The 23,843-nt window shown below is 70.2% G+C and carries 21 protein-coding genes; 10 read left to right on the forward strand and 11 right to left on the reverse strand.

Features of this window, described 5'->3' with window-relative positions; genetic code table 11:
• Positions 1-54: 54 nt before the first annotated feature.
• Entirely contained in the window at positions 55-1,074 is a 1,020-nt protein-coding gene (locus tag OG595_RS28305; protein WP_329276814.1) for an aspartate-semialdehyde dehydrogenase, read from the reverse strand.
• A 349-nt stretch (positions 1,075-1,423) separates the two neighbouring features.
• On the opposite strand from OG595_RS28305, the gene OG595_RS28310 reads away from it, so the two are divergent.
• Positions 1,424-1,954 carry a sigma-70 family RNA polymerase sigma factor gene (locus tag OG595_RS28310; RefSeq protein WP_329276816.1) on the forward strand — a complete coding sequence of 177 codons (531 nt, stop codon included), beginning with the start codon at positions 1,424-1,426 and terminating at the stop codon, positions 1,952-1,954.
• Between the two features lies 1 nt (position 1,955).
• Positions 1,956-2,732, forward strand: coding sequence for a hypothetical protein (locus OG595_RS28315; RefSeq protein ID WP_329276818.1), 777 nt, complete (start codon positions 1,956-1,958; stop codon positions 2,730-2,732).
• An 86-nt stretch (positions 2,733-2,818) separates the two neighbouring features.
• Here OG595_RS28315 and OG595_RS28320 read toward each other — a convergent pair whose 3' ends face one another.
• Positions 2,819-6,133: a S8 family serine peptidase gene (locus tag OG595_RS28320; protein WP_329276820.1), complete on the reverse strand. Its 3,315-nt coding sequence runs from the start codon at positions 6,131-6,133 to the stop codon at positions 2,819-2,821.
• 288 nt (positions 6,134-6,421) lie between these two features.
• Here OG595_RS28320 and OG595_RS28325 point away from each other — a divergent pair, with 288 nt between their 5' ends.
• From OG595_RS28325 to OG595_RS28340, 4 genes are all read left to right on the forward strand, one after another.
• Complete coding sequence (locus OG595_RS28325) at positions 6,422-6,889, forward strand: NUDIX hydrolase (RefSeq protein ID WP_329276822.1); 468 nt, start codon at positions 6,422-6,424, stop codon at positions 6,887-6,889.
• A 151-nt stretch (positions 6,890-7,040) separates the two neighbouring features.
• Positions 7,041-7,466, forward strand: coding sequence for a hypothetical protein (locus OG595_RS28330; RefSeq protein WP_329276824.1), 426 nt, complete (start codon positions 7,041-7,043; stop codon positions 7,464-7,466).
• The gene (locus OG595_RS28335; protein ID WP_329276826.1) at positions 7,463-8,362 is read left to right on the forward strand and encodes a hypothetical protein; all 900 of its coding nucleotides are present in this window, start codon (positions 7,463-7,465) and stop codon (positions 8,360-8,362) included. The genes OG595_RS28330 and OG595_RS28335 overlap by 4 nt, the downstream gene beginning before the upstream one ends.
• A 235-nt stretch (positions 8,363-8,597) precedes the next feature.
• Entirely contained in the window at positions 8,598-10,370 is a 1,773-nt protein-coding gene (locus tag OG595_RS28340; RefSeq protein ID WP_329276828.1) for a TIGR03767 family metallophosphoesterase, read from the forward strand.
• 73 nt (positions 10,371-10,443) lie between these two features.
• Here the strand turns inward: OG595_RS28340 and OG595_RS45425 are convergent, their stop codons facing one another.
• Positions 10,444-10,602, reverse strand: a complete 159-nt coding sequence (locus OG595_RS45425; RefSeq protein WP_443073159.1) for a hypothetical protein — start codon at positions 10,600-10,602, stop codon at positions 10,444-10,446.
• A gap of 122 nt (positions 10,603-10,724) precedes the next feature.
• Here OG595_RS45425 and OG595_RS28350 point away from each other — a divergent pair, with 122 nt between their 5' ends.
• Positions 10,725-10,925 (forward strand): TetR-like C-terminal domain-containing protein, encoded by a 201-nt coding sequence (locus OG595_RS28350; protein ID WP_329283266.1) that lies wholly within the window; start codon positions 10,725-10,727, stop codon positions 10,923-10,925.
• 131 nt (positions 10,926-11,056) lie between these two features.
• Positions 11,057-12,220, forward strand: coding sequence for a serine hydrolase domain-containing protein (locus OG595_RS28355; protein ID WP_329276830.1), 1,164 nt, complete (start codon positions 11,057-11,059; stop codon positions 12,218-12,220).
• A 93-nt stretch (positions 12,221-12,313) separates the two neighbouring features.
• Here the strand turns inward: OG595_RS28355 and OG595_RS28360 are convergent, their stop codons facing one another.
• Together OG595_RS28360 and pepN are read right to left on the reverse strand one after the other, a co-directional pair.
• Positions 12,314-13,384 (reverse strand): hypothetical protein, encoded by a 1,071-nt coding sequence (locus OG595_RS28360; protein ID WP_329276832.1) that lies wholly within the window; start codon positions 13,382-13,384, stop codon positions 12,314-12,316.
• 343 nt (positions 13,385-13,727) lie between these two features.
• Positions 13,728-16,319, reverse strand: coding sequence for an aminopeptidase N (gene pepN / locus OG595_RS28365; RefSeq protein WP_329276834.1), 2,592 nt, complete (start codon positions 16,317-16,319; stop codon positions 13,728-13,730).
• A 147-nt stretch (positions 16,320-16,466) separates the two neighbouring features.
• Between pepN and OG595_RS28370 the strand changes: the two genes are divergently transcribed.
• Both OG595_RS28370 and OG595_RS28375 read left to right on the forward strand, forming a co-directional pair.
• Positions 16,467-17,123 carry a mycothiol-dependent nitroreductase Rv2466c family protein gene (locus OG595_RS28370; RefSeq protein WP_329276836.1) on the forward strand — a complete coding sequence of 219 codons (657 nt, stop codon included), beginning with the start codon at positions 16,467-16,469 and terminating at the stop codon, positions 17,121-17,123.
• A gap of 174 nt (positions 17,124-17,297) precedes the next feature.
• The gene (locus tag OG595_RS28375) at positions 17,298-17,819 is read left to right on the forward strand and encodes a hypothetical protein (protein WP_329276838.1); all 522 of its coding nucleotides are present in this window, start codon (positions 17,298-17,300) and stop codon (positions 17,817-17,819) included.
• Positions 17,820-17,974: 155 nt separating this feature from the next.
• Here OG595_RS28375 and OG595_RS28380 read toward each other — a convergent pair whose 3' ends face one another.
• From OG595_RS28380 to OG595_RS28405, 6 genes are all read right to left on the reverse strand, one after another.
• Positions 17,975-18,616 carry a superoxide dismutase gene (locus OG595_RS28380; protein WP_329276839.1) on the reverse strand — a complete coding sequence of 214 codons (642 nt, stop codon included), beginning with the start codon at positions 18,614-18,616 and terminating at the stop codon, positions 17,975-17,977.
• Positions 18,617-18,751: 135 nt separating this feature from the next.
• Positions 18,752-19,648, reverse strand: a complete 897-nt coding sequence (locus tag OG595_RS28385) for a TauD/TfdA dioxygenase family protein (RefSeq protein ID WP_329276841.1) — start codon at positions 19,646-19,648, stop codon at positions 18,752-18,754.
• A 23-nt stretch (positions 19,649-19,671) separates the two neighbouring features.
• A complete protein-coding gene (locus OG595_RS28390) occupies positions 19,672-21,018 on the reverse strand; it encodes an LLM class flavin-dependent oxidoreductase (protein WP_329276843.1) in 1,347 nt (448 codons plus the stop codon).
• 157 nt (positions 21,019-21,175) lie between these two features.
• Positions 21,176-21,889, reverse strand: a complete 714-nt coding sequence (locus OG595_RS28395) for an ABC transporter ATP-binding protein (protein WP_329276845.1) — start codon at positions 21,887-21,889, stop codon at positions 21,176-21,178.
• Positions 21,865-22,764, reverse strand: coding sequence for an ABC transporter permease (locus tag OG595_RS28400; RefSeq protein ID WP_443073160.1), 900 nt, complete (start codon positions 22,762-22,764; stop codon positions 21,865-21,867). The genes OG595_RS28395 and OG595_RS28400 overlap by 25 nt, the downstream gene beginning before the upstream one ends.
• Positions 22,761-23,828: an ABC transporter substrate-binding protein gene (locus OG595_RS28405; RefSeq protein ID WP_329276847.1), complete on the reverse strand. Its 1,068-nt coding sequence runs from the start codon at positions 23,826-23,828 to the stop codon at positions 22,761-22,763. Before OG595_RS28405 ends, OG595_RS28400 begins: the two co-directional genes overlap by 4 nt.
• Positions 23,829-23,843 lie beyond the last annotated feature (15 nt).

Raw genomic sequence — 23,843 nt, forward strand, 5'->3', positions numbered from 1 at the left:
GAACGGGAGGGGACGGGAGGGGACGGGCAGGGGCGGCGGGTGGGCGAAAAACGCCTACCGGGCGCTCAGCTCCACCGCCACCAGCTCCGCGATCTGCACCGCGTTCAGCGCCGCGCCCTTGCGCAGGTTGTCGTTGGAGACGAAGAAGGCGAGCCCGTTCTCCGACGTCTCGTCGGCACGGACACGGCCCACGAACGACGCGTCCTGGCCGGCCGCCTGGAGGGGGGTCGGGATGTCCGACAGGATCACACCGGGCGCCCCCGCCAGCAGCTCCGTCGCCCGCTCCACCGACAGCGGGCGCGCGAACCGCGCGTTCACCTGGAGCGAGTGCCCCGAGAACACCGGCACGCGGACACACGTACCGGACACCTTCAGCTCCGGGATCTCCAGGATCTTGCGGGACTCGTTGCGGAGCTTCTGCTCCTCGTCCGTCTCGAACGAACCGTCGTCCACCAGATTGCCCGCCAGCGGCACCACGTTGAACGCGATCGGCCGCTGGTAGACCTGCGGCTCGGGGAAGTCGACCGCCGAACCGTCGTGCGTCAGCTTGTCCGCGTCGGCGACCACCTTCTGCGCCTGCCCGTGCAGTTCCGCCACACCCGCCACACCCGAACCGGACACCGCCTGGTAGGTCGCGACGACCAGCGCGTCGAGGCCCGCCTCGGCGTGCAGCGGCTTGAGGACCGGCATCGCGGCCATCGTCGTGCAGTTCGGGTTGGCGATGATGCCCTTGGGGCGGTCGACGATCGCGTGCGGGTTCACCTCGGAGACGACCAGGGGTACGTCCGGGTCCCGGCGCCACGCCGACGAGTTGTCGATCACGACGGCACCCTGCGCGGCCACCTTCTCCGCCAGCGCCTTCGAGGTCGCGCCGCCCGCCGAGAACAGCACGATGTCGAGGCCGGTGTAGTCGGCCGTCGCCGCGTCCTCCACCGTCACACCGTCGAGGGCCGACCCCGCCGAGCGGGCAGAGGCGAACAGGCGCAGCTCGGTGACCGGGAACTCCCGCTCGACGAGGATCCTGCGCATGACCGTGCCGACCTGACCGGTGGCTCCGACGATTCCGACCCTCACGGCGACTCCTTCTGTATGGCGCTGTATCACGCGACCGGTTGCGTGACCGGCGCATTTCCATCATGCGTCCCACCCGGGGCAACCTGTCCAATCCTTTGCCCGGCATGCCCGAGGAATGGGACGGGACACGGGCCGCGCCCGGTTGCGATCGTCCGGCCGCACCCATCCCGAGCTGGAGAAACCCGCCCGCCGGGGAGCCTCGGGCGCAAGCTGTACGGACCCGGGCCGACCGGGGACGGGCGGGGCCCGGGTCTCGCTTCGGTAACGGTGTGACGTACGTCTCTGCTGCGGCCGAACGTTTCGGGCGCCCTCGGCGTCGTAGGGAAAACGCGGCGAGGGGGAGGGTGCTGTGCTGCGCAGAAAGGCCCGGCGCGTCCAGGAGGACGACCACGGCGACCCGCTGGACACGGCGCAGGAGCGCAGGGTCCGGGCGGTGCTCGCGCTCGGCGGTGTGCCGCAGGCGGACCTGCTGGACGGGGTACAGCAGGTCCGCCTGCGGCTGCTGGAACGCACCGCGAACGGACACGAGGCGCCGCGTGACGTGTCGGCGTGGGCGGCGGTCGTCGCCTCCAACCTCGCCATGGACTGGCACCGGGCCAAGCGCCGCCAGGAACGGCTGGGGGAGCGGCTCGCCTCCCTGCGCCAGCCGGTGGCCCACCCTTCCGGCGAGGAGACGAGCCTGCTCTCCCTGGCCGTCGCCCGGGGACTCGACGACCTGCCCGACCCCCAGCGCCAGGTGGTGGTCCTGCGTTTCTACGCCGACCTGCCGGTACGCGGGATCGCCGAGGAGCTGGGCATCCCGGAAGGCACGGTCAAGAGCAGGCTGCACACGGCGGTACGGGCACTGCGCGCCCGCCTGCACGAGGACGAGGTGGTGTGACATGGCCGCCGAACACGACGGCGTGGACGCGTTGATGGCCGCGCTGACGGACGATCCGCTGCCCGAAGAGGCCCTCACGGACGCCGACTTCATGGCCGAGCACTGGTCGGCTGCGGCCGATGTGGCGCTGCTGCGCGAGCAGTTGGGGCTCATCGGGGGCGCCCTGGCGGCGCAGGAACGCACGTCGGCGGAATCGGAGGCGGTGCGAAAGCCTGTGCGCGAGTCGACGCGGAAGCCGGTCCGCGTCCCGCTGCGGGAACGGCCGTACTGGCGTCCGCTGCGCGCTCTCGCCCTCGGTGTAGCCGCCGTGACCGTCGTGGGGACCGCGTTCACGGGGGCGGTGTGGCTCGTCTCGCAGGCCGGGAAGGGGGTCGACTCGGCGACTTCCTCGGCGGCCGACTCGAAGAGTGACGGCGGCGAGGGCGGAAAGGACGTGTCCGGCTCGGGCGCCCTGACCAGCCCGGGACACCTCGCCTGTGCCCGCCTGGTCGTCGAGGGCACGGTCACCGCCGTCGACCCCGGACCCGGTGCCGATCAGGACCGGGTCACCTTGCGCGTGACCCGGTACTACAAGCCGGACAAGGGCCCGGCCGAGGTGACGTTCGTGATGGACCAGGAGGCGGACCCCCGGCCGACCGTGGGCGACCACGCCCTGATCGCCATCCCGACGGGTGCCGCCTCCCCCGACACCTGGACCGTCGACGCGAAGGAGATCGCCGCGGAACGGGCCGGGATCACGGACGCGCTCCCCGAATCACGCACCCGGCCGTGCGAGTGAACCGCGAGTCGGACAACGGGTGAACGGCAAAGGGGCGGGCGTCCGGTACCAGGTACCGGACGCCCGCCCTGTGGTCGTGCCTACCGCTACGGCGTGACCTTCTCGATCTTCACGTTGCCGATACCGGCGACCGTGCCGTGCGCGTTCACCAGGGACACCTGGCCGAAGAACTCACGGCCCGCCGGCGCGACCGCCGAGGCGACGATGTTGCCGGAGACGGTCGCCGAGGCGCCCGTGCCGAGCTTCACCGGGGCGTCGGAGACCTGGATGGAGCCCAGGGCGGACGAGTAGAAGACGTCCTGGTAGTCGTAGGCCGTCGAGCCGGCCGGGACCGCGTAGCCGATGACCTCGACGGTGTACGTGCCGGCGGCGGGCGAGGCGATGGAGACCGCCTCCTCCGAGTCTCCGTCGGCGGAGGTGCCGACCGCGGTGCCGGCCGCGTTGTACACGACCAGGTCGAGGTCGGCGGCCGTGTCGGAGACGTTGCCGATGGCGACGTCCAGGGACGCGGCGCCCGCGGGCACCTCGACCGTGGTCGTCTGGGTCTCGCCCTCGGCGATGGTCGGACGGGCGTTCAGCGCGGAGCCGAGCGGACCGCCGGCCAGCTTGCCGTCGACCGCGGCGAGGTTGTTCGTCACCTTCCAGGAGGCGGCGATCGGCGTGCCGACCTTGGCCTCGGGAACGGTCACGACGTCCGGGTCGAAGGTCGCGCCCAGGACGGTGGCGTCCAGCTTGTACGGGTTGTCGAGCAGCGGCGACGTACGGCGCGACTCGACCTCGACCTCCCAGACACCCGGCTGCGGGTTCGGGTACGAACGCACGTCGGGCGCGCAGCCGTTGGTGTTCGGGTAGTTGCTGTAGCAGTACGGAGTGCCCGTGTCCTCGACGGCGACACCGTACGGGTGGATCGAGATGAACCGGGTCTGGCTGGTGGCGGCCAGTCCGCTGATCGCGACCTCAAGGGTCTTGGCGCCCTCGGGCACGGTCAGGAAGTAGGACTGGGTGCTGTTGCGCTGCACCGAGTTCGACGCGGAGAACGTGTACTTGACCGGCGTCGACACCACGACCGTGGTGAGGATCTGCTTGTCGATGCCCTCGGTCTTCGGGTCGTCCACCTCGAGGATCGCGCTCTTGATACCGGCCGTGGCCGACTTCGCGGCGACCTTGACGGTGACCGGCTTGTTCAGCTCCAGCTTGACCTCGTCGGAGCCGACGATCTTGAAGGTGTCACCGGCGTTGTTCTCGAAGTGCAGCTCGTGCCGGACCGGCTTGGCGGGCCCGGACGTACGCGTCACGGTGATCTCGTACGACTTCTTGACGCCGGCCTTGAGGCCGCCCTCGCGGTCGTACAGGCCGGTGCCGAAGCCCGGGGTCTTCAGCGCGAAGTCGATCGCGGTGTCGACCGGGGCCTTGACCGTGTAGTCGTGGGCGGTGGCGCCGGCCTTGATGGCCTTCCACGCGTCCACGATGTTGATGAGGCCCGCGCCCTCTTCGTACGCCTGGGTGTCCTTGATGTGGTCGGCGTTCGAGACCAGGGCCGTGCGGAGGTCGGCCGGGGTGAGGGCGATGCCCTTCTCCTTGGCGGCCGACAGCAGCAGCGCCGAGGCGCCGGCGGCCTGCGGGGACGCCATCGAGGTGCCCTGGAGCATCGAGTAGCCGGCCGGGAGGGTGTAGCCCGCCTGGGCGACCGGGGAGCCGGGCAGCCAGGTCTGCGTGGTGTTGATCGCGGCGCCGGGCGCGGTGATCGTCGGCGTGAAGCCGCCGTCCTCACGCGGGCCGCGCGAGGAGAACGGCATCATCGCGTACTTCTTCGACACGATCGAGCCGTAGTTGGACGCCCAGGTCTCCTTGGAGATGGACGCGCCGACCGAGATGACCTTGTCGGCCAGACCGGGGTCACCGATCGTGTTGGCACCGGGGCCGGAGTTGCCGGCCGAGATCACGAGCTGGACGCCGTACGTGTCGATCAGACGCGTGTACAGCTCGGCGCGCGCGTTGTTGCCGTCGTTCAGGGCCGGGAGGCCGCCGATCGACATGTTGACGATGTCGACGCCACGGTTGACGACGAGGTCGATCATGCCCTCGGTCAGCGCGACGTTGGTGCAGCCCGCGGCGAAGAGGCAGGCGCGGGACGACACGAGCTTCGCGCCGGGCGCGGCACCGTTCATCTTGCCGCCGAACAGGCTGTTCGCCGCGGTGATACCGGCGACGTGGGTGCCGTGCTCGGACGAGATGATGCCGATGTTCGCGTAGTCGGCCTTCGCGCCGGCCGCGTTGTAGACGACGTCCTTGCGGACCTCGACGACGAACGGGATGCGCTCGGCGACCTCGGTCGCCGGGTTGTCCGTGCCGAAGTAGCCGACCTGGTAGCCGTCCTTGTAGGCCTTCATCGGCGTGTCGTCGGTGAAGTCGTGGTTGTCGTTCACGTCGACGGTGACCGTGCCGGCGGCGGCGTTGTACAGCACGCCCCAGACGTCGGTCTTGTCGCCGTCGCGGTTGACGTCACCGGCCTCGTCGCCACCGGCGGTGACGGCCTCGGAGAAGTAGCTGAACTTGTAGTCGCCGACCGGCGCCGTGAAGTTCTCGGTGCCCTGGCTGGTTGTGGTGATGGCGAAGGCCGGACCGGCGACCGCCCTCGTCTGCCGCAGCCAGCTGCCGTCGCCGTCGGAGACCGGGTCGGTGGCCGTCACCCAGTCGACGATCTTGCGCTCGCCGGTGGTGGTCTTCTGCAGCGCGGGGTGCGCCAGGTCGATACCGGAGTCGAGGATGCCGATGGTGATGCCGCGGCCGTCCGCCTTCGGGTTCTTCTTCACGAAGTCGACGGCGCCCGTCTCGAAGGACGGGTTGTACGGGTTCTCGGCGGGCGTGTTCTTGTCGGGCGCCGCGTAGGTCTTGGTCTTGGCGGCACTCGCCTGGGGGGCGGAGGCGGTGTCGGCACTCGGCGTCGGGTCGTCCAGCGGGATGTCCTGTCGCAGGTCGATCCCGTGCACGGAGGAGAGCTTGGCGGCGGCGGCGATGGCCGCGTCGGCCTTCGCGGTCGGGACGCTGGCGCGGACGTAGCCGACCTTGTCGAAGGTCCGGCCGACGATGCCGCCCTGGACCGCGTCCAGCTGCGAGGCGACCTGCTCGGTCTGGCCCGGCGCGGTGGCGATCATCATCGTGACGGTCTTGTCGCCGTCGGCCTTGGCCTCGGAGAGAAGTTCGGCGTCGTCGGAACCGAGCTTGTCGTGTGCCGACTTGACGGCGCCGTCGGCCGGGGCCGCGTCCGTCGCCGAGTCCGCGGAGAAGGCCATGGGTATGGGCCCTGCCGCGGAGAGCGCGGCCACCAGTCCGGCGGCGACGGCTATGCGCGCCACACGTCTCGCGCCCGAGATCGGTTCGCGCTGAGGGGTGAGGGTCATCGGCATCCCTTGTAGGTAAAGGAGCGTGCTTTGAGCGGCCGAGTTGATCGACCTTGGCCAATAGCGTCCGGAATACGACCGCCGGACGATCACATAGCTTTACCTAAAGGGCGGATGTTTGGGGATGGTTGACCGAAAGTATATAAACGAGTGGGGAAAACCCGCGATGCGCTTTGGCTGGATGAAGTCCGAATCACGGTGTTTCATACTCGGCGTCCCGCATCGCACCAGGCGTCGTCCGCGGACAATCCACCTGAACATTCCCGCCCCGCGCGCTAACGTCCCCGTATGCGCAAGACGCTGCGGGTCGCCGCGTACGCCGTCGTCGTCCGTGACGGACAGATCCTGCTCGCCCGCAGCCCCGCCGACGGGGGCGGCCACGAATGGGTGCTGCCGGGTGGCGGCATGGAGCACGGCGAGGACCCGTACGACACGGTCCGCCGCGAGCTCATGGAGGAGACCGGCTACCGCATCGACGTGACGGGCCTCCTGGGCATCGACTCCGTCCGCCACACCTTCCCGAACCGCCGACGGCGGCGCCCGGTGGACCACCAGGGACTGCGGCTGGTCTACGAGGGCCTGGTCACCGGCGGCGAACTGCGCCCGGAGACGAACGGCTCCACGGACCTGGCCGCCTGGCACGACCTGGGCGCGGTCTCCGGGCTGCGGAAGGTGCGGATGGTGGACGTCGGCCTTGAACTGTGGCTGGAACGTCCGGCCACGGGGCGGGCGGCGAAGGCCGCCGGTGAGGGGTAGGCGGTGAGCGCCGGGCGCTGACCGTACTGAGGTCCGGTGCCGGGGTCTGTCGTCCCCGCGTCGTCCGTCTGCCGGATCACGTCCCCTTCTGGGATGCTGAAGTGCAGAGCGAAGTCAACTGCGAGCACTGCCATCGCCGAGGGGGACGGCCATGGACTGGACGACATCCATCACGTACGGCGCGCTGGGTGGCCTCGTCGTCGAGGTCGTTGTCCTCTACGGACGGATCGCGACGTGGCAGGCGGCGCGGCACCGCGCCCTGTCGAGGAACAAGGCCAGGGGCGAACTCCCCGGGCTCGACAAGTATGTCGACGTTCCCTCCGACGCCTTGGCCGCCCTGACCCGGCTGTCGCTCGGCGCGGGCGCCGGCTGGATCTTCGCCCCGCAGCTGACGGGAGGACTGGCGGCGGTCGCCGTGGGGGCGTCGGCCCCGGCACTGCTGCGGCAGCTTGGCAGTGGGCGGAGCCTCCAGGCGGTGATCGGTGGCGGCGGCCCCGGGCCGTCCGGTCCCGGCGGCGGGGATCCGGCCGCCGTACCGGACGGGGTGTCCGGCGGGGCGGAGGTGATCGAGTCGTGAGCAGGCTCGCCCAGCGCTACTGGGCGTCGCTGACGGACGCGGGCACCGGAGAGCCGGCGCCCCTCACCGACAGGGGCCGGCGCAAGGACGTGGCGCTGTGGCGCAGGTACCTCGCCTCCTTGCTCGACTTCGAACTGACGGAACCGGAAGAGGCGCCGGCACGGACCGGGGCGGGCCAGGAGCGAGCGGGCGCCGCGGACCGGTACACACCGGGGCCAACGGTGTACTACACGCTCGACCGGACGGTCGACGTCGCGGGCGCCGAACCGCCAAGCGTGTTCAGTCGGCGGCCGATGGTACGGATGGGCCTTGCCGCCGCAGTCGTCCTCGGTACGGGCTTCGGCGTCTCGGTCGTGCTGGCGGGGCACAGGACCGAGAACACTCCGATCGTCATCGAGGCGTCGCCGTCGCCCACGGTGAACAGAGACGCGGTCGTGGAGGACGGAGAGTACGCGTGGGTCCCGCCCAAGGGCTGGCGGCGGGATGTGAAGACGGGCACCGAAGTGCACTACACCTCCCCGGACGGCAAACAGGAGGTGATGGCCAAATCGGCCCCGGCCCGTGGCGACCTGATGGAGACATGGAAAGAGTCGGAGGCCAACGCCCGGCAGGGCGAGCACTACAAGCGGATCCTTCTGGAGGAGGCGATGTTCCGGGGGTATCCGTCGATCGTCTGGGAGTACACCTTCACGCTCGGAGGTGAGCCATGGCACGCCCTGCTCCTCGGTTTCAACGCCGGCGGGAAGTCGTACCAGATCTCCACCTGGTACCAGTCCGCCGTGGAGAAGCGGGCGCTGCGGACGTACATGGCCGTGAGGGCGAGCTTCATCGCGATCGTGCCGGCCGAGACGGCGTCGGCGACAGGACGGCCGTCGAGCTCACCGACCCCCCGGTGAACAGCCTTCGTACCCCGGAAGATGAACGCGGAGTGACCGACTCCGGGCCGTTCGCCGTGCGGTCGTGAACGGGCGAGGTGGCCCAAGATCCACGTACGGAGATCGGCGTCGCGCGTTGCTGCCTCGTTCACGCACAGGTCATCCCCGGTGCCAAGCATCCAGAGTGAGCGGGACGTTCGCGACTGCGACCGCCCGTGACCACTTCCGACGCGTTCGCACTCGGGGAGACCGCGCCATGTCGCGCACACGCTCTGTCGCCGCCGGCCCCACCCCGGCGGTCAATCGACGTACGGTACTCGCCGCGGCCGGGGCGGTGTCCGTCTCGGCGGGCCTCGGCTACGCGCTGCGGCCCAGTGACAGCCAGGCCGCCACAGTGGCCGAAGCCGCAGCAGCCGGGGGCCCGGTGGCCGTGTCCCGGCAGGCGGGGCCGGCCGCGCTCGCCCCGTCCGTCCGGGGCACCACGCTCGACACCGTCTCCGCACCCCTCGGCGCGGGCGGCTACCGGCGCCTCGGCGACGGCCCGGCCTGGCAGCGGGTCGTACGGAGCGAACTCGCCGAACCCCGCTCCGGCCGTGCCGCCCGCCGGACCACCATGGCGGCCTTCGTCCAGTTCACGGACCTGCACCTGACCGACGTACAGCACCCGCTGCGCCTGGAGTACATGCGCTCCGCCGACCGGCACGCCTGGCGCCCGCACGAGGCGCTGTCGGTGCAGGGCGCGACCTCGCTGGTCGAGCGGATCAACGCCCTGCGCGGAGCACCCGTCACCGGCTCCCCGCTGCACTTCGTGATGACCACCGGCGACAACACGGACAACAACGCGCACTCCGAGCTGGAGTGGTTCATGAAGGTGATGAGCGGCGGACGCGTGACGCCGAACACCGGGGACCCGCGCCACTACGAGGGCGTCCAGAACAGCGGCCTCCCGCTCTACTGGCAGCCGGACTCCGCCACCCGCGACGCCGACAAGCAGCACGGCTTCCCGCACATCGAGGGCTTCCTCGCGGCGGCGATCCGGGAGGTGCGCAGCCCCGGCCTCAACCTGCCCTGGTACTCGACGGTCGGCAACCACGACTCCCTCCCGCTCGGCTGCTACGCCTCCCACAGCGACCCCTTCCTCACCGACTTCGCGGTCGGCGGCAAGAAGCTGATGGATCTGCCGACGGCGCGCAGCAAGGCGCTCCAGGACCAGATCAGAAGCTCCGACGACCCGAAGGGCATCCGGTTCCGCGAGCTGATCCAGGCCCACGCGCGCGACCTGCGCTCGGTGACCCCGGACGAGAGCCGGGCCCCGTTCACCCGGGCCGACTATCTGAAGGCGCACCTGGACCCGGCGTACGCGGGAGTGGGTCCGGTGGGCCACGGCTACTCGTCGGCGAACCTGGACGCGGGGACCCAGTACTACACCTTCCGCATCTCGGACGACGTCGTCGGCATCAGCATCGACACCACCGACCCGGGCGGCCACTACCAGGGTTCGATCGGCGCGGCCCAACTGCGCTGGCTGCACCGGACGTTGGAGGAGCACGCGAAGGCGGGCTCGTACGCCGTCGTCTTCAGTCACCACACCAGCGAGTCGATGACCAACGCCCACCGCGACCCGGCCCGCCCGGACGAGCAGCGCTACGGCGGCGCGGACGTCGTGGCCCTTCTCGCCAGCCACCGCAACGTCCTGGCCTGGGTGAACGGCCACATCCACCGCAACGTCATCAAGGCGCACGCGGCCCCGGACGACCGCTCGTTCTGGGAGATCTCCACGGCGTCGCACATCGACTTCCCCCAACTGGCCCGTGTCATCGAGCTGGTGGACAACAAGGACGGCACGGTCTCGCTGTTCACGACGATGGTGGAGTCGGCGGCGCCCCACCGGACGGACTACGCGGACCTGTCGCAGACGGGCCTGGCGGCGCTGTACCGGGAGTTGTCGTTCAACGCGCCGGGAGCGCGGATGGATCTGTCGGGGGACGCGGGGGACCGGAACGTGGAGCTGGTGCTGAAGAAGGGCTGACGGCACGCGCTGAAGGCATCCGCCGAGGTCGGTTCCGGGTTCGGGGTGCGGGTTCAGAGTTCGGAGTGCGGGTTCAGGGGATGAGGATGATCTTGCCCAGGCTGGTGCGGCCGGAGGACTCCGCCGGTTCCATGGCCGCGGCGGCCTCGCTCAGCGGGAAGCGGGCGGCGATCCTCGCGGTGAGGACGCCGTCGCGCGGCAGGCGGAAGACGTGGGTGAGGTCAGTGCGCATCCGGGTCCGGAACGCCTCACGCCTGGCCGAGCCGGGCTTTCCGGCACCCGCCCGGACGTCGTAGAAGCTCGCGTGCCTGCCGGTGGGCAGGTGGTTCCGGCGACCGGACCCTGGACGGGCAACTGCGGCAGTGGGCCCGCTCGCAGGGGCGGCCGGACATCACACCCGGCGTCGCCCGCGCCGCCCTGCTGATCTGGTCGCGGGTCCACGGGATCGTGAGCCTCGAACTCACCGGCATGTTCGACAGTCATTCCCAGGAGACACAGCGGTTGATCGAGCTGGAGATCGACAGTGCCGTCCGGTCCCTGGCGGGGGAAGGCTGAGAAACGCCCAACCATCCCGCCCCTGTCAACCTCCGGCCCACGCGACGTGTCACTTCTCCCGACCGCCGTTCGGCGAGGACGCGCCGACGGTCATGTACAACCGGTTCAGGACCGGAACAAGGGGGAACGGCATGTCAGTCAACACAGGGCCGGTCGGCAGGAGGCTGCTGGGGACGGCCGCGGCGATCGCCGTAGCGGCGGGCGCGTTCGCGGCGCCCGCCGTGGCGGCACCGGCCGAACGGGGTGGCGGTCACGCGGCCACCCGCGACGCCATGAACGCCGCCGTCAGGGACGGCGTACCCGGCGTGGCCCTTCAGGCCAAGGACCGGCACGGCGTCTGGAAGGCGACCGCAGGAGTCGGCAACCGCAAGACCAAGCAGCCGCGCAGCGCCGACGACAACTTCCGGGCCGGCAGCATCACGAAGACCTTCATCGCTACCGTCCTGCTCCAACTGGAGGCCGAGGGGCGGGTGTCGCTCGACGACACCGTCGACAAGTGGCTGCCCGGAGTCGTCCGCGGCAACGGCCACGACGGACGGAGCATCACCCTCCGCCAGCTCCTCAACCACACCAGCGGCATCTTCAGCTACACCGACGACGAGCGCCTCCAGAGCGAGGTCTTCCTCCCGGAGGGCTTCTTCAAGAACCGGTACCGCACCTGGACGCCGGACGAGATCGTCGGGATCGCCATGGGCCACCGGCCCGAGTTCGCGCCGGGCACCGCCTGGGGATACTCCAACACCAACTACACGCTCGCCGGCATGGTCATCGAGAAGGTGACCGGCGACTCGTACGGCGACGAGGTCCGGCGGCGCGTCATCGAGCCGCTCGGGCTGCACGGGACGTACATGCCCGGCACGGACCCCACCGTTCCCCGGCCCAGCAGCCGCGCCTACTCGCAGCTCGCCGAGAACACCACCGGCAGGATCTACGACGTCACCGAGCTGAACCCCTCGGTGGCGAACTCCGCAGGCGAGATCGTCTCCAACGCCGGTGACCTGAACCGCTTCTACTCGGCACTGCTGCGCGGCAGGGTCCTGCCCGCCGAGCAGCTCGCCGAGATGAGGACGACCGTCGCCGCCGAGGCGGTGGACGGGCGCTACGGGCTCGGGCTGATCGAGAACAAGCTGAGCTGCGGGGTCACCGTCTGGGGCCACAGCGGTGGCATCCACGGTTCCAGCTCGGTGGCGGTCACCACGGCCGACGGCCGGCACTCCCTCGCCTTCAACTTCAACGGCGACTGGAGCGGCGACCCGGTGAGGGTCGTCGAGGCGGAGTACTGCGGGACCAAGTAGGGACGCGCAAGGAAGACGACACAGGACATGAGGAGGGGCCCCCGGTTTCCCGGGGGCCCCTCCTCTCCCCTCCTGGTACCGCCCGGTCCGTCACTACCTGGGCAGAACCACGACATACGCCGCCGGCTCGCGGTCCCCCGACGCCATCAGAGCCGTGCGTACGACAGTTGCCTGCTGCTCGATCGCCTCGCGCAGCTTGCGCGGCGTGATGTGGACGACCGTGATGCCCAGCCGCTCAAGATGCTCGCGCTTGCGGGCGTACTCCGACCAGAGCGCGTCGTCCTCCTGCCGGTGACCCGGGAGCGGGGTGCGCGTGTCCAGCTCCACCGCCACCGCCTGGTCGGGCCAGTAGGCGTCGAGGCCGCCGAGGTGCGGGCCGCCGGGCAGACGCAGATCGACGTTCCAGACCGGGTCCGGGAGACCGTACTCGCGCACCATCCGGTACAGCCGGTCCTCGGCGATGGCCCGTCCCTCGGCGAGCAGGGAGTCGACGGCGTCCACGACATGCGGGCGGCTCAGCAGCCTGCCCTGGTTCAACTCCCTTACCACCGAGGCCGGTTCACAGTGACCGCCGCGCACCGCGTCGGTCAGCAGCCGACGTACGGCGCCCGCGTCCGTGAGCGCGGCCACCGCGTCGGCGAGGGCACGCGCGACCGGCGCGACCGGCAGTCCGTCGATCAGCTCGGGCGTGGGCAGCGACGAGGAGCGCACGATGCGGACGCAGCCCGTGGAGCGCAGCCGGCGCAGCCGGGGGACCAGGACATCGAAGGTGTCGAGGGACAGCAGCGGCGGCGCGGACGAGAAACCGTGCAGGGCGAGCGCGGCGAGGCCGGTGATCATCGCCTCGGCGTAGACCGGACGGCCGCGCTCCCGGTACGGCTCCTCGGAGTCGGGCTGGGCCGGAATCCCCGTCGCCGTCCGCTCCTTCGCCGCGTACTGAAGTACCGCGTGCAGCCGCTCCTCGCTGGTGGGCGGGCCCGGGTGCAGCAGGAACACACCCGGCAGGATCTGCTGCCAGGGTCCACCGGGCCGGCACTGCTCGTTCGCCTCGGCGGGCGTGACACCGTTCGCCCGCAACTGCGCGGCGGTCAGTACCCGGCGCTGTACGTGCGACAGGTGGCGGAGGGGGCGGGTGCTCGGGGAGAGCGGGGTGTTGTGGGTCATGACTCCGGCTTTCCCGTGTCTGATCCGTCCCCTAACCGCTGTTACACGCCCGTCGACAATTCAGGACAAGCTCGCCCTAAAGTGCAAGCGTTCGAGTGCCGAAGGGCGCTGGTCCCTCCGGGGGTTACGGGGGTGAGTGACCGGGTTCGGTAACGGTGGGTCGGCGGGGGTGATGGGGCAGTGGGTGCGGGTCCGGTGGGGGCTGGTCGCGCAGTTCCCCGCGCCCCTGAAAAGCAGGGGCTGCGTCCCATGCTTTTCAGGGGCGCAGAGCCGGGTCTTTGTCTTTGGGGCGCGGGGAACTGCGCGAGAAGCCCCCACCGGACCCGCACCCGACAACGCACCCCTACCGCGCCGCCGCCCCGTCGCACGTCTGTGCCCGCAGGGCCCGGGCCAGGTCGTCCCGGGCCTCCAGGACCAGGCGTCGCAGGGCCGGCGCCGCGTCCGCGTGGCCGGCCAGCCAGACGTCCGTCGCAGCCAGGGTCTCCGGTGAGTCCTGGAGGGACGGGAACAGGCCGGATACGACGTCCATCCCGATCTGGATCGAGCGGTCGGCCCACGTCCGCTCGATCACCGCGAAGTACTTCTCCGCGTACGGCGCGAGAAGGTCCCGCTGCGAGCCCTGTACGAAGCCCGAGATGGTGGCCTCGACAAGGGCGTTGGACAGCGCGTCCGACTCGACGACCTGGGCCCACGCCTGCGCCTTGACGGCGGCCGAGGGGCGGGCGGCGAGGCAGCGGACCTGGTGGCGCTTGCCGGACGCAGTGTCGTCGCGGGCGAGTTCGGCGGCGAGCGTCTTCTCGTCGGCGACACCGTGCGAGGTGAGCGGTTCCAGGAACGCCCACCGCAGCTCCTGGTCGACGTCGAGGCCGTCGATCTTCGCCGTGCCCTCCAACAGCCCCTGGAGCAGCTGGAGATCGGCCTCGCTCGACGCCACGGCCGCGAGGAAGCGGGCCCACGTCAGCTGGTGCTGGCTGCCGGGTTCGGCGAGCCGCAGTTCCGTCAACGCGCCCTCGGCGAGGAGGCGTTCGCCGGTCGCCCGCCAGTCGGGGGCCGTGTAGTGGGTGAGCGCCGAGTTGGCCCAGGCGTGCAGCATCTGGAGCACACCGATGTCCGACTCGCGCCCCGCGAACCGCAGTACCAGGTCGACGAAGTCCCGGGCCGGCATCAGCGCGTCCCGCGTCAGGTTCCACAGCGCGGACCAGCACAGGGCGCGGGCGAGCGGGTCGGTGATGTCACCGAGGTGCGCCCGCAGCGTCGCCAACGAGCCTTCGTCGAACCGGATCTTGCAGTACGTCAGGTCGTCGTCGTTGACGAGAACGAGGTCGGGGGCCTCGCTTCCGACCAGCTCGCCGACCACGGTGCGCGGCCCGTCGACGTCGACCTCGGCACGCGCGTACCGCTCCAACGCCCCGTCCACCGAACGCCGGTAGAGGCCGACGGCCACCCGGTGGGGCCGCAGCTCGGGGTGCGACTCGGCGGCCTCCTGGATCACGGCCAGCTCGGTGATCAGTCCGTCCGCGCTCAACAGCACCGCGGGGGTGAGGGAGTTGACCCCGGCGGTCTGCAGCCAGGCCCGCGACCAGGAGGCCATGTCCCGCCCGCTGGTCTCCTCCAGCACGGACAGCAGATCGCCGAGGCGCGTGTTGCCGTACGCGTGCCGCTTGAAGTACCGCCGCGCGCCTTCGAGGAACGCGTCCGGCCCCACGTAGGCGACGAGCTGCTTGAGTACGGAGGCGCCCTTGGCGTAGGTGATGCCGTCGAAGTTGAGCTTGGCGTCCTCCAGGTCGCGGATGTCGGCCGTGACGGGGTGCGTGGAGGGAAGCTGGTCGGCGCGGTAGGCCCAGGCCTTGCGGTTGTTGGCGAAGGTGACCCAGCCGCTGGTGAAGCGGGTCGCCTCGACGAGCGAGAAGGAGCCCATGAAGTCGGCGAAGGACTCCTTGAGCCACAGGTCGTCCCACCACTCCATGGTGACGAGGTCGCCGAACCACATGTGGGCCATCTCGTGCAGGACGACGTTCGCCCGCCGCTCGTACGCGGCCTGCGTCACCTTGCCCCGGAAGATGAACTCCTCGCGGAAGGTGACGAGCCCCGGGTTCTCCATCGCGCCGAGGTTGTACTCGGGCACGAAGGCCTGGTCGTACTTCCCGAAGGGGTACGGGTAGTCGAAGTGGTCGTGGAAGAAGTCCAGCCCCTGCTTGGTGACGAGGAAGACGTCGTCGGAGTCGAAGTAGGGGGCGAGACCCTTGCGGCACATGGCGCCGAGCGGGATGTCGAGGGTCGTGCCGTCGGCGAACGTCCGGGAGTACGAGTCGGTGACGTAGTGGTACGGCCCCGCGAGGATGGTCGTGATGTAGGTGGAGATCGGCTTGGTCTCGGCGAACCGCCACACACCGTCGACGAGTTCCCCGGCCCCGTTGCTCCACGCGACCCACTCCTCCGGCGCCCGCACCTCGAACCGGAAGGGAGCCTTCAGGTCGGGCTGCTCGAAGTTGGCGAAGACGCGGCGGGAGTCGGCGGGCTCGTACTGCGTGTACAGGTACACCTCGCCGTCCTCGGGGTCGACGAAGCGGTGCAGGCCCTCGCCGGTCCGGGAGTAGGCGCACTGGGCGTCGACGACCAGCTCGTTGTCCGCGGCGAGATCCTCCAGCAGGATGCGCGTGCCGTCGAAGACGGCCCCCGGATCGAGATCCCGGCCGTTGAGGGAGACGGCGGTCACACTCGGCGCGATCAGATCCGCGAAACTGGCGGCACCGGGCTCGGCACACCGGAACCGGACAGTGGTCACGGACCGGAAGGTCCGAGCCCCGCCCGCATCGCTCCCGCCGACCGGGTCTCCCAGGGCGGACCGCACGTCGAGGAACACCTCGTACCCGTCGACGGACAGCAGGGCCGCCCGCTCCCGGGCCTCGTCGCGGGACAGATTCTCACCGGGCACGGAACACTCCCTCGATTGTCATCAGCTGGCATCAGTACGGCCGACCAGCACCGATCCTGCCACGCACGACCGACCCCGGGCACCCGGGAATGCAACGGCGGCGGGGATACGTTCCCTGTTGAAAGCACATCTTTCTCTAGGAGACCCATGTCCGAGACGAGCTCGACCAAGACCCCCGTCGACTTCTGGTTCGACCCGCTCTGTCCCTGGGCCTGGATGACTTCCCGGTGGGTCCTGGAGGTCGAGAAGGTCCGTGACATAGAGGTCCGCTGGCACATCATGAGCCTGGCGGTGCTCAACGAGGACAAACTGGACGAGCTGCCCGAGGAGTACCGCGAGATGCTCGCGGTGAAAGCCTGGCAGCCGGTGAAGGTCGTGACGGCGGTCTGGCAGAAGCACGGCGCCGACGTCCTCGGCCCCTTCTACACGGCCCTGGGCACGCGCATCCACAACAACGGCGAGGGCCCGACCCTCGACGCGATCGCCGGCGCCCTGGCCGACGTCGGCCTGCCCGCCGACCTGATCGACTACGCCGAGCAGAAGGACTTCGAGTTCGACGCCGAGCTGCGCGCCTCCCACAAGGAGGGCATCACCAAGGTCGGCCAGGACGTCGGCACCCCCGTGATCGCGGTCCCCGGCGCCGACGGCGAGCAGATCGCCTTCTTCGGCCCGGTCGTCACCCCGGCCCCGAAGGGCGAGGAGGCCGCCAAGCTGTGGGACGGCACCCTTCTGGTCGCCTCGGTCCCCGGCTTCTACGAGATCAAGCGCTCCCGGACGGCCGGCCCGGACTTCAGCAACCTCTGAGCCTCCTTCCCCCGGCTCCGCCCCGACCATCAGCACACAGGCCTCCGCGAGTTCCTCGTTCGCGGGGGCCTGCGTGCTGTCCGGCCCCGCGGGTAAAGCGTGAGTCTCCGGTCGGTAAAGTCCGCTCATTGCCGAGTGCCCTGGTCAGGGCATGTGGGGGAGGGGCGGGGCGGGATGAGTGGCGGCGCGGTGGGCGACGGTTCCTGGCAGATCGGCGAGACGGAGGGCGGGCAGCTGGCGGCACGCTGGTGGAAGTGGGCGCTCTCGGCTCCCGACGCCCGCAGTCCGGTGAAGGACACCACAGGTGAGCACGCCGGCTGGAAGCAGCCCGCCGACCTCTGGTTCCTTGCCGGAACCTACGGCGGTCGCGTCACCCGGCGCTGCGAGGTGCCGGCCGGACAACCCCTGTTCTTCCCGGTGATCAACATCCACCACAGCCTCATGTACTCGAAGGAACCGCTCACCCTGCCGGTCAAGGAGGCCTCCGCCTTCCTCAACGGCGGTCCGCTGCCCCTGCGGGAGTTCGTTTCCCCCGTGTTCCGGGTCGGGCTGCTGCGGCACCTCGCCTGGGGCATCTGGGGCGGCATCGCCCCGCTGGTCCCCGGCCAGTACGCGCTGGAGATCAAGGGCAGCGCGCACAACGGATTCTGGGTCGACACGACGTACCACCTCACCGTCGTGGACCACGTGGCATGACGTGGGGCGGCCCCCGCGAGTCATGTCCTCGCGGGGGCCGCCCGTCACTCCGCCTGCCGTCGCATCGGTGAGAAGACGATCACGAGGCAGGACGCTTCACGGCAGCCGGCACGGTCGGCGAAGACTGCCCAGGGCACTCAGGGCACTCAGGGCACTCAGGGCGCCAACAGCAGTACATCCGTACGGGACTTGGCGGCCTCGTAGCGCTTCGCCACGTCCTGCCAGTTGACGACGGCCCACATCGCGTCGATGAAGTCGACCTTCTGGTTCCGGTACTGGAGATAGAAGGCGTGCTCCCAGGCGTCGAAGACCAGGATCGGGGTGGAGCCCTGGCCGGCGTTGCCCTGGTGGTCGTAGACCTGCTCGACGATCAGCCGTCCGCTGAGCGGCTCGTACGCGAGGACGCCCCAGCCCGAACCCTGGGTCGTGGCCGCCGCCTTGGTCAGCTGCGCCTTGAAGCCCGCGAACGAACCGAAGGACTCGGCGATCGCGTCCGCCAGCTCACCGACGCCGTCGGCGGCCAGCGGCTCACCGCCGCCCTCGCCCGTCATGTTGTGCCAGTAGATGCTGTGCAGGATGTGGCCGGAGAGATGAAAGGCGAGGCTCTTCTCCAGGCCGTTGACCGACCCCCACGACTCCTTGTCGCGCGCCTCCGCGAGCTGCTCCAGCGTGTCGTTGGCGCCCTTCACGTACGCCGCGTGGTGCTTGTCGTGGTGCAGCTCGATGATCTCGGGGCTGATCACGGGCGCGAGCGCGGAGTAGTCGTACGGCAGCTCAGGGAGCGTGTAGACGGGCATGCGGGGTCCCCTCGACCTCTTATTGCACATTTCTTGCAACTGCACGGTAGCAACAAAAAGACCCTCGTGTGCGTCACACGAGGGCCTTTTCCGACCGGGGGAGAGGGGGGAGGGGGACGGGGGAGAGGGTGCGGTCTACTCGGCGACGGACGTGTAGTGCGAGGCGTCCCCGGCGATCGAGTAGCTCTCCTTGCCCTCGATGCCGACCGGGATGTCACCGGCGACGGTCACCCGGTGCAGGCGGCGCGGCAGGCCGTGGTAGTTGTCCACGGCGTAGTGCTGGGTGATGCGGTTGTCGAAGAGGACGAGCTGGTTCGGTGACCAGCGGTGGCGCAGGATGTTCTCCGGGCGGGTGACGTACGCCTGGAGCAGGTCCAGGATCTTGCGGGACTCGGTGACGGACAGGCCGACGATCCGCTGCGCGAACCCGCCGATGAACAGCCCGCGTTCGCCGGTCAGCGGGTGGACACGGACGACCGGGTGGGCCGTGCGGAACGTGATGGACGTGAACTGGGCGCGCTGGGCGGCCTGTTCCTCGTTCAGTGCCTCGTCCGGCACCGCGTAGTCGTAGTCGTTGGTGTGCTCGGCCCACAGGTTGTCGGCCAACTGCCGCAGGGGCTCCGGCAGATCACGGTAGGCGGCGGCCGAGCTGGCGATCAGCGTCTCGCCGCCGTAGGGCGGGACCGTGATGCTGCGCAGGGTGCTGGCCTGCGGCGGGTTGAGGACGAAGGTGACGTCCGTGTGCCAGTGGTTGGCGGCGCGGCCCCGCTCGCTGTCGACGGGCAGGACGTTCGCGGCGCCGTCGACGGACGGCACGGTCGGGTGGGCGGTGGTCAGTTCGCCGAAGTGGCGGACGAAGGCCTGCTGGCCCTCGTCGTCGAGGTTCACGTCGTCGAAGACCAGGGCCTTGTGGACGTTGAGGGCTTCGCGGAGGGCGGCGACCTGCTCCTCGTCGAGGGGCTTGGAGATGTCCACGCCGGATACGCGGGCGCCGATGTTCGCGGTGACCTTCTGGATTTCGATGCCGGACATGTGCGGGTTCCTCTCAGGGTTCGTCAGACGAGGGCGGGGGTCGGTGTGCTGCTGACGTACTGGTTCGCGGGGCGCGGGAGGCCGTATCTCTCGCGCAGGGTCTGGCGCGGCCCGTACTCCTCGCGGAGCAGACCGCGGGCGCGGAGGATCGGGACGACGTGGTCGACGAAGGCTTCGAGACCGGACGGCAGGACCGCGGGCATGATGTTGAAGCCGTCGGCGGCACCCCGGGTGAACCAGGTCCCGATCTCGTCGGCGACCTGCTCGGGCGTGCCGGCGAAGGTGAGGTGCCCGCGCCCGCCGCCGAGCCGCCCGATGAGCTGCCGGACGGTCAGACGCTCGCGCCGGGCCAGCTCGACGACGAGCGTGTAGCGGCTCTTGGCGCCCTCGATCGCGCTCTCGGGCGGCAGATCGGTCGGCAGCCGGGCGTCCAGCTCCAGTGTCCCGGCGGGGAGTTTCAGCAGGTTCTCCAGGTTGCCCACGCCGTGCGCGTACACGATGTGGTCCTCCAGGACCTGCTCGTTCGCCAGCGCCTCGGCCTCCGTGGAGCCGAGCACCGGGACGATGCCGGGCAGCACCTTGATGTGGTCGGGGTCGCGACCGCCCGCCGCCGTACGGGACTTGAGGTCGGCGTAGAAGGCCTGCGCGTCCTCGATGGTCTGCTGGGCGGTGAACACGGCTTCCGCGTACCGGGCCGCGAACGCCTTGCCGTCCTCGCTCGACCCCGCCTGCACCAGTACCGGGTAACCCTGGGGCGAACGCGGCACGTTGAGGGCGCCCTCGACGCTGAAGTACGTCCCCTGGTGCCGGGGCGGATGGACCTTCGCGTCGTCGCCCCAGACGCCGGCCGCCTTGTCGGCGACGATCGCGTCGTCCTCCCAGCTGTCCCAGAGCTTGAGTGCCACGTCGAGGAACTCGCCGGCCCGGGCGTACCGCTGGGCGTGGGCGGGCTCCGCGTCGAGACCGAAGTTGCGGGCGGCCTCGGCACCGGCCGTGGTGACGATGTTCCAGCCCGCCCGGCCCCCGCTGATGATGTCGAGCGAGGCGAACCTGCGGGCCAGGTTGTAGGGGGAGTTGTAGGAGGTGGACGCGGTGGCGATCAGACCGATGTGCGTGGTCGCCGTAGCGAGGGCCGTCAGCAGGGTGAGCGGCTCCAGGGCACCCGCGGGACGCTGCGCGACACTGCCCCACAACTGAGGGCTGTCGGCCAGGAACAGCGAGTCGAAGGTGCCTCGCTCCGCGATCCGGGCCAGCCGCACATAGTGGTCCAGCTCGACATGGGCGTACGGGTCACTCTCCGGGAGCCGCCACGATGCCTCGTGGTGTCCGGTGGTCATGAGGAAGGCGTTGAGGTGGAGCTGGCGGGTCATGGGTGTCGTGTTCCTTTGCTCTGGACAGGCGCTGGCTCGGGCACCCCCAGCCCGTCCGGCGTTTGAGGACGAGGCCGTTCAGGCCGACAGCGGGGGTCTGGGGGCGCAGCCCCCAAGGACGGGACGGGGTAGGGGCGGCGGGGCGGGACAAGGACGCTCACCGGACGTCCGACGTCACCCCCAGGGCACCCAGCAACACCTCTCGGTACTCTTCCCGCGGCCGTTCGTGATCGACGACCAGGTCGACCCGGATCCGCCCCTCTTCCAGCACCAGCACCCGATCCGCCAGCACGATCGCCTCATCCACGTCATGCGTGACCAGCAGCACCGACGGCTGATGCCTCCGCCACAACTCCCGAAGCAGCGCGTGCATCTTGATGCGCGTCAGCGCGTCCAGCGCCCCGAACGGCTCGTCGGCCAGCAGCAGTTCGGGCTCACGCACCAACGACCGCGCCAGCGCCGCCCGTTGTGCCTCCCCGCCGGACAGCTCGCTGGGCCAGGCACGTTCCCGCCCCTTCAGGCCCACCTCCGCGAGAGCCTCCCGGCCCTTGGCGGCAGCCTCCTTGCCGTCCGTCCCCAGCAGTACGTTGTCCAGCACCCGCCGCCACGGCAGCAGCCGCGAGTCCTGGAAGACCACCGACACCCGCTCGGGCGCGGTGAGTCGGCCACTTCCCTCGACCTCGTGATCGAGGCCCGCGACCGCCCGCAGCAAGGTGCTCTTGCCGGAGCCGCTGTGTCCGAGCAGGGCCGTGAACTGCCCGGCCGGGATGTCGAGGTCGATGCCGTCGAGGACCTTGCGCCCGCCGAACGACCGTGTCAGGCCCCGGAGCCGGACGGCGGACCGGGTCAGTTGCTCAGTGTGCGTCGCCATGACAGCACCCTCCGTTCGATGAGACGGACCGCGCTGTCGGACGCCAGGCCGAAGATTCCGTAGACGACCAGGCCGACGAGGATGACGTCGCTCTGGCCGTAGTTCTGGGCCTGGAACATCATGTAGCCGAGTCCGCTGGTGGCGTTGATCTGTTCCAGGACGACCAGCCCCAGCCAGGAGCCGGTCACGCCGAGCCGGAGTCCCACGAAGAATCCGGGCAGCGCGCCGGGCACGACGATCTGCCGGACGAACTGGAACCTCGACAGCCCCTGCACCTCGGCGAGTTCGACGAAGCGGCTGTCGATGCCGGACAGCGCGGCATGCGTGTTGAGGTAGATCGGGATGTAGACGACGATGGCGATGATCGCGACCTTGAACGTCTCGCCGATGCCCAGCCAGAGGATGAACAGCGGGATCAGCCCCAGGGCCGGGATCGCCCGGTTGAGCTGGACCGTCCCGTCGATCAGTGCCTCGCCGACCCTGCTGAGCCCGGCGGCCAGGGCGAGGAGGACACCGCCGACCAGCCCGATCGCGAAGCCGGATGCGGCCCGCCGCAGCGAGGTCAGGATGTCGTTCGGCAGGGTCCCGTCGGTCCACAGATGGGCGCCCGTCCTGAGCACGGTCCAGGGCGCCGGGATCGCGGCCGGGTCGAGTTGTCCGGCGGCGGAGGCGGCGGCCCACAGGGCGAGGACGAGGGCCGGGCCGACGAGCGGAGCGGCGGGCAGCCGCCTGCCGGGGGAGAGCCGGCGCCGCCTGCGGACCTGGGAGCCGGTCTCCTCGGTGGCCGCGACGGATTCGACGGACGCGGTGGTCTCGGGGACGGCACCGGCACCGGCGTCCGCGGCGGTGGCGGCGTTCGCGGTCACCGCGGTCACCGCCGGTACTCCGCAGCCACGGACTTCGCCGCGATGCCCTCGAAGCGGTGGTCGAAGAGCGAGCTCACGTCGAACTTCTTCACGAAGCCGCCCTCCGCGAGCAGATCGGCGGTCTCCTGCTCCCACCTGATCGCCTCGGCCCAACTCGGCTGGAACAGCGGCTTGTTGGCGAGCCTGGTGATCGCCTGCGCCTGGGGGAGAGTCAGGTTCTGCGTCTTGACGTAGAACTCCTCGTTCCAGGTGTCGGGGTTCTCGTACGTCCACACCAGACCCTTGGCCCAGTACGGGATGTACGCGGCGATCGCGGCTGCCTTCGCGGAGTCGTTCAGCACGGAGACCGGCGCCCACAGCAGGTTGAGCAGGTCGACCACGTCCGTGTCGATGCTGCGGGCACCCTTGGCGGCGTACTGCTGGAGATACGCGGGCGCCTGACTGATGGCGAGCGGCGCGACGTCCACCTGGCCCGACTGAAGGGCGGTGAAGAACTGGTTGCTGGTCAGCGGGACGAGCTCGACCTCGTCGTACGCGAGCCCGGCCTTCTGGAGCGCCCGCAGGAGTACGACGCCCTGGGCCTGCCCCTGTGAGAAGGCGAGTTTCCTGCCCTTGAAGTCCGCGACCGACCGGATGTCGCTGCCGGGCTTGGTGGCGAAGAGATAGTTCGGCCTGCGGGTGACGTTGATCGCGACGATCTTCGCGTCGAAGCCCTGGAAATGCGCCTGGATCGGCGGAATTCCCGCATTGTTGGCCAGGTCGAGGGAGCCCGAGCGGAAGGCGTTGATGACATCGGGGCCGGCGGATATGTTCTCCCAGCTCGACACCTTGAAGGGCAGCTCGCCCAACTTTGCGAATTTGAACTGGAGTTGCTGGGTGCCCGAATAGGAGGAGATCTTCAGGCTCGTACCGGCCGGGACCCTGTCGGCGAGCGGGGCGGTCGAGGCGCCCTTCGATTCAGCGGCGGCACTGCTGTTCGCGCAGCCGCTCAACCCGGCGACACCGGCCGCGGCGCCTAGCAGGGAGGTGAGGAAGAGCCGTCGGTCGACACCCGGCAGGGGAGATGAAGGCATGGGAGGACTCCGTGA

Source organism: Streptomyces sp. NBC_01451 (assembly GCF_036227485.1).
Taxonomy (GTDB): Bacteria; Actinomycetota; Actinomycetes; order Streptomycetales; family Streptomycetaceae; genus Streptomyces.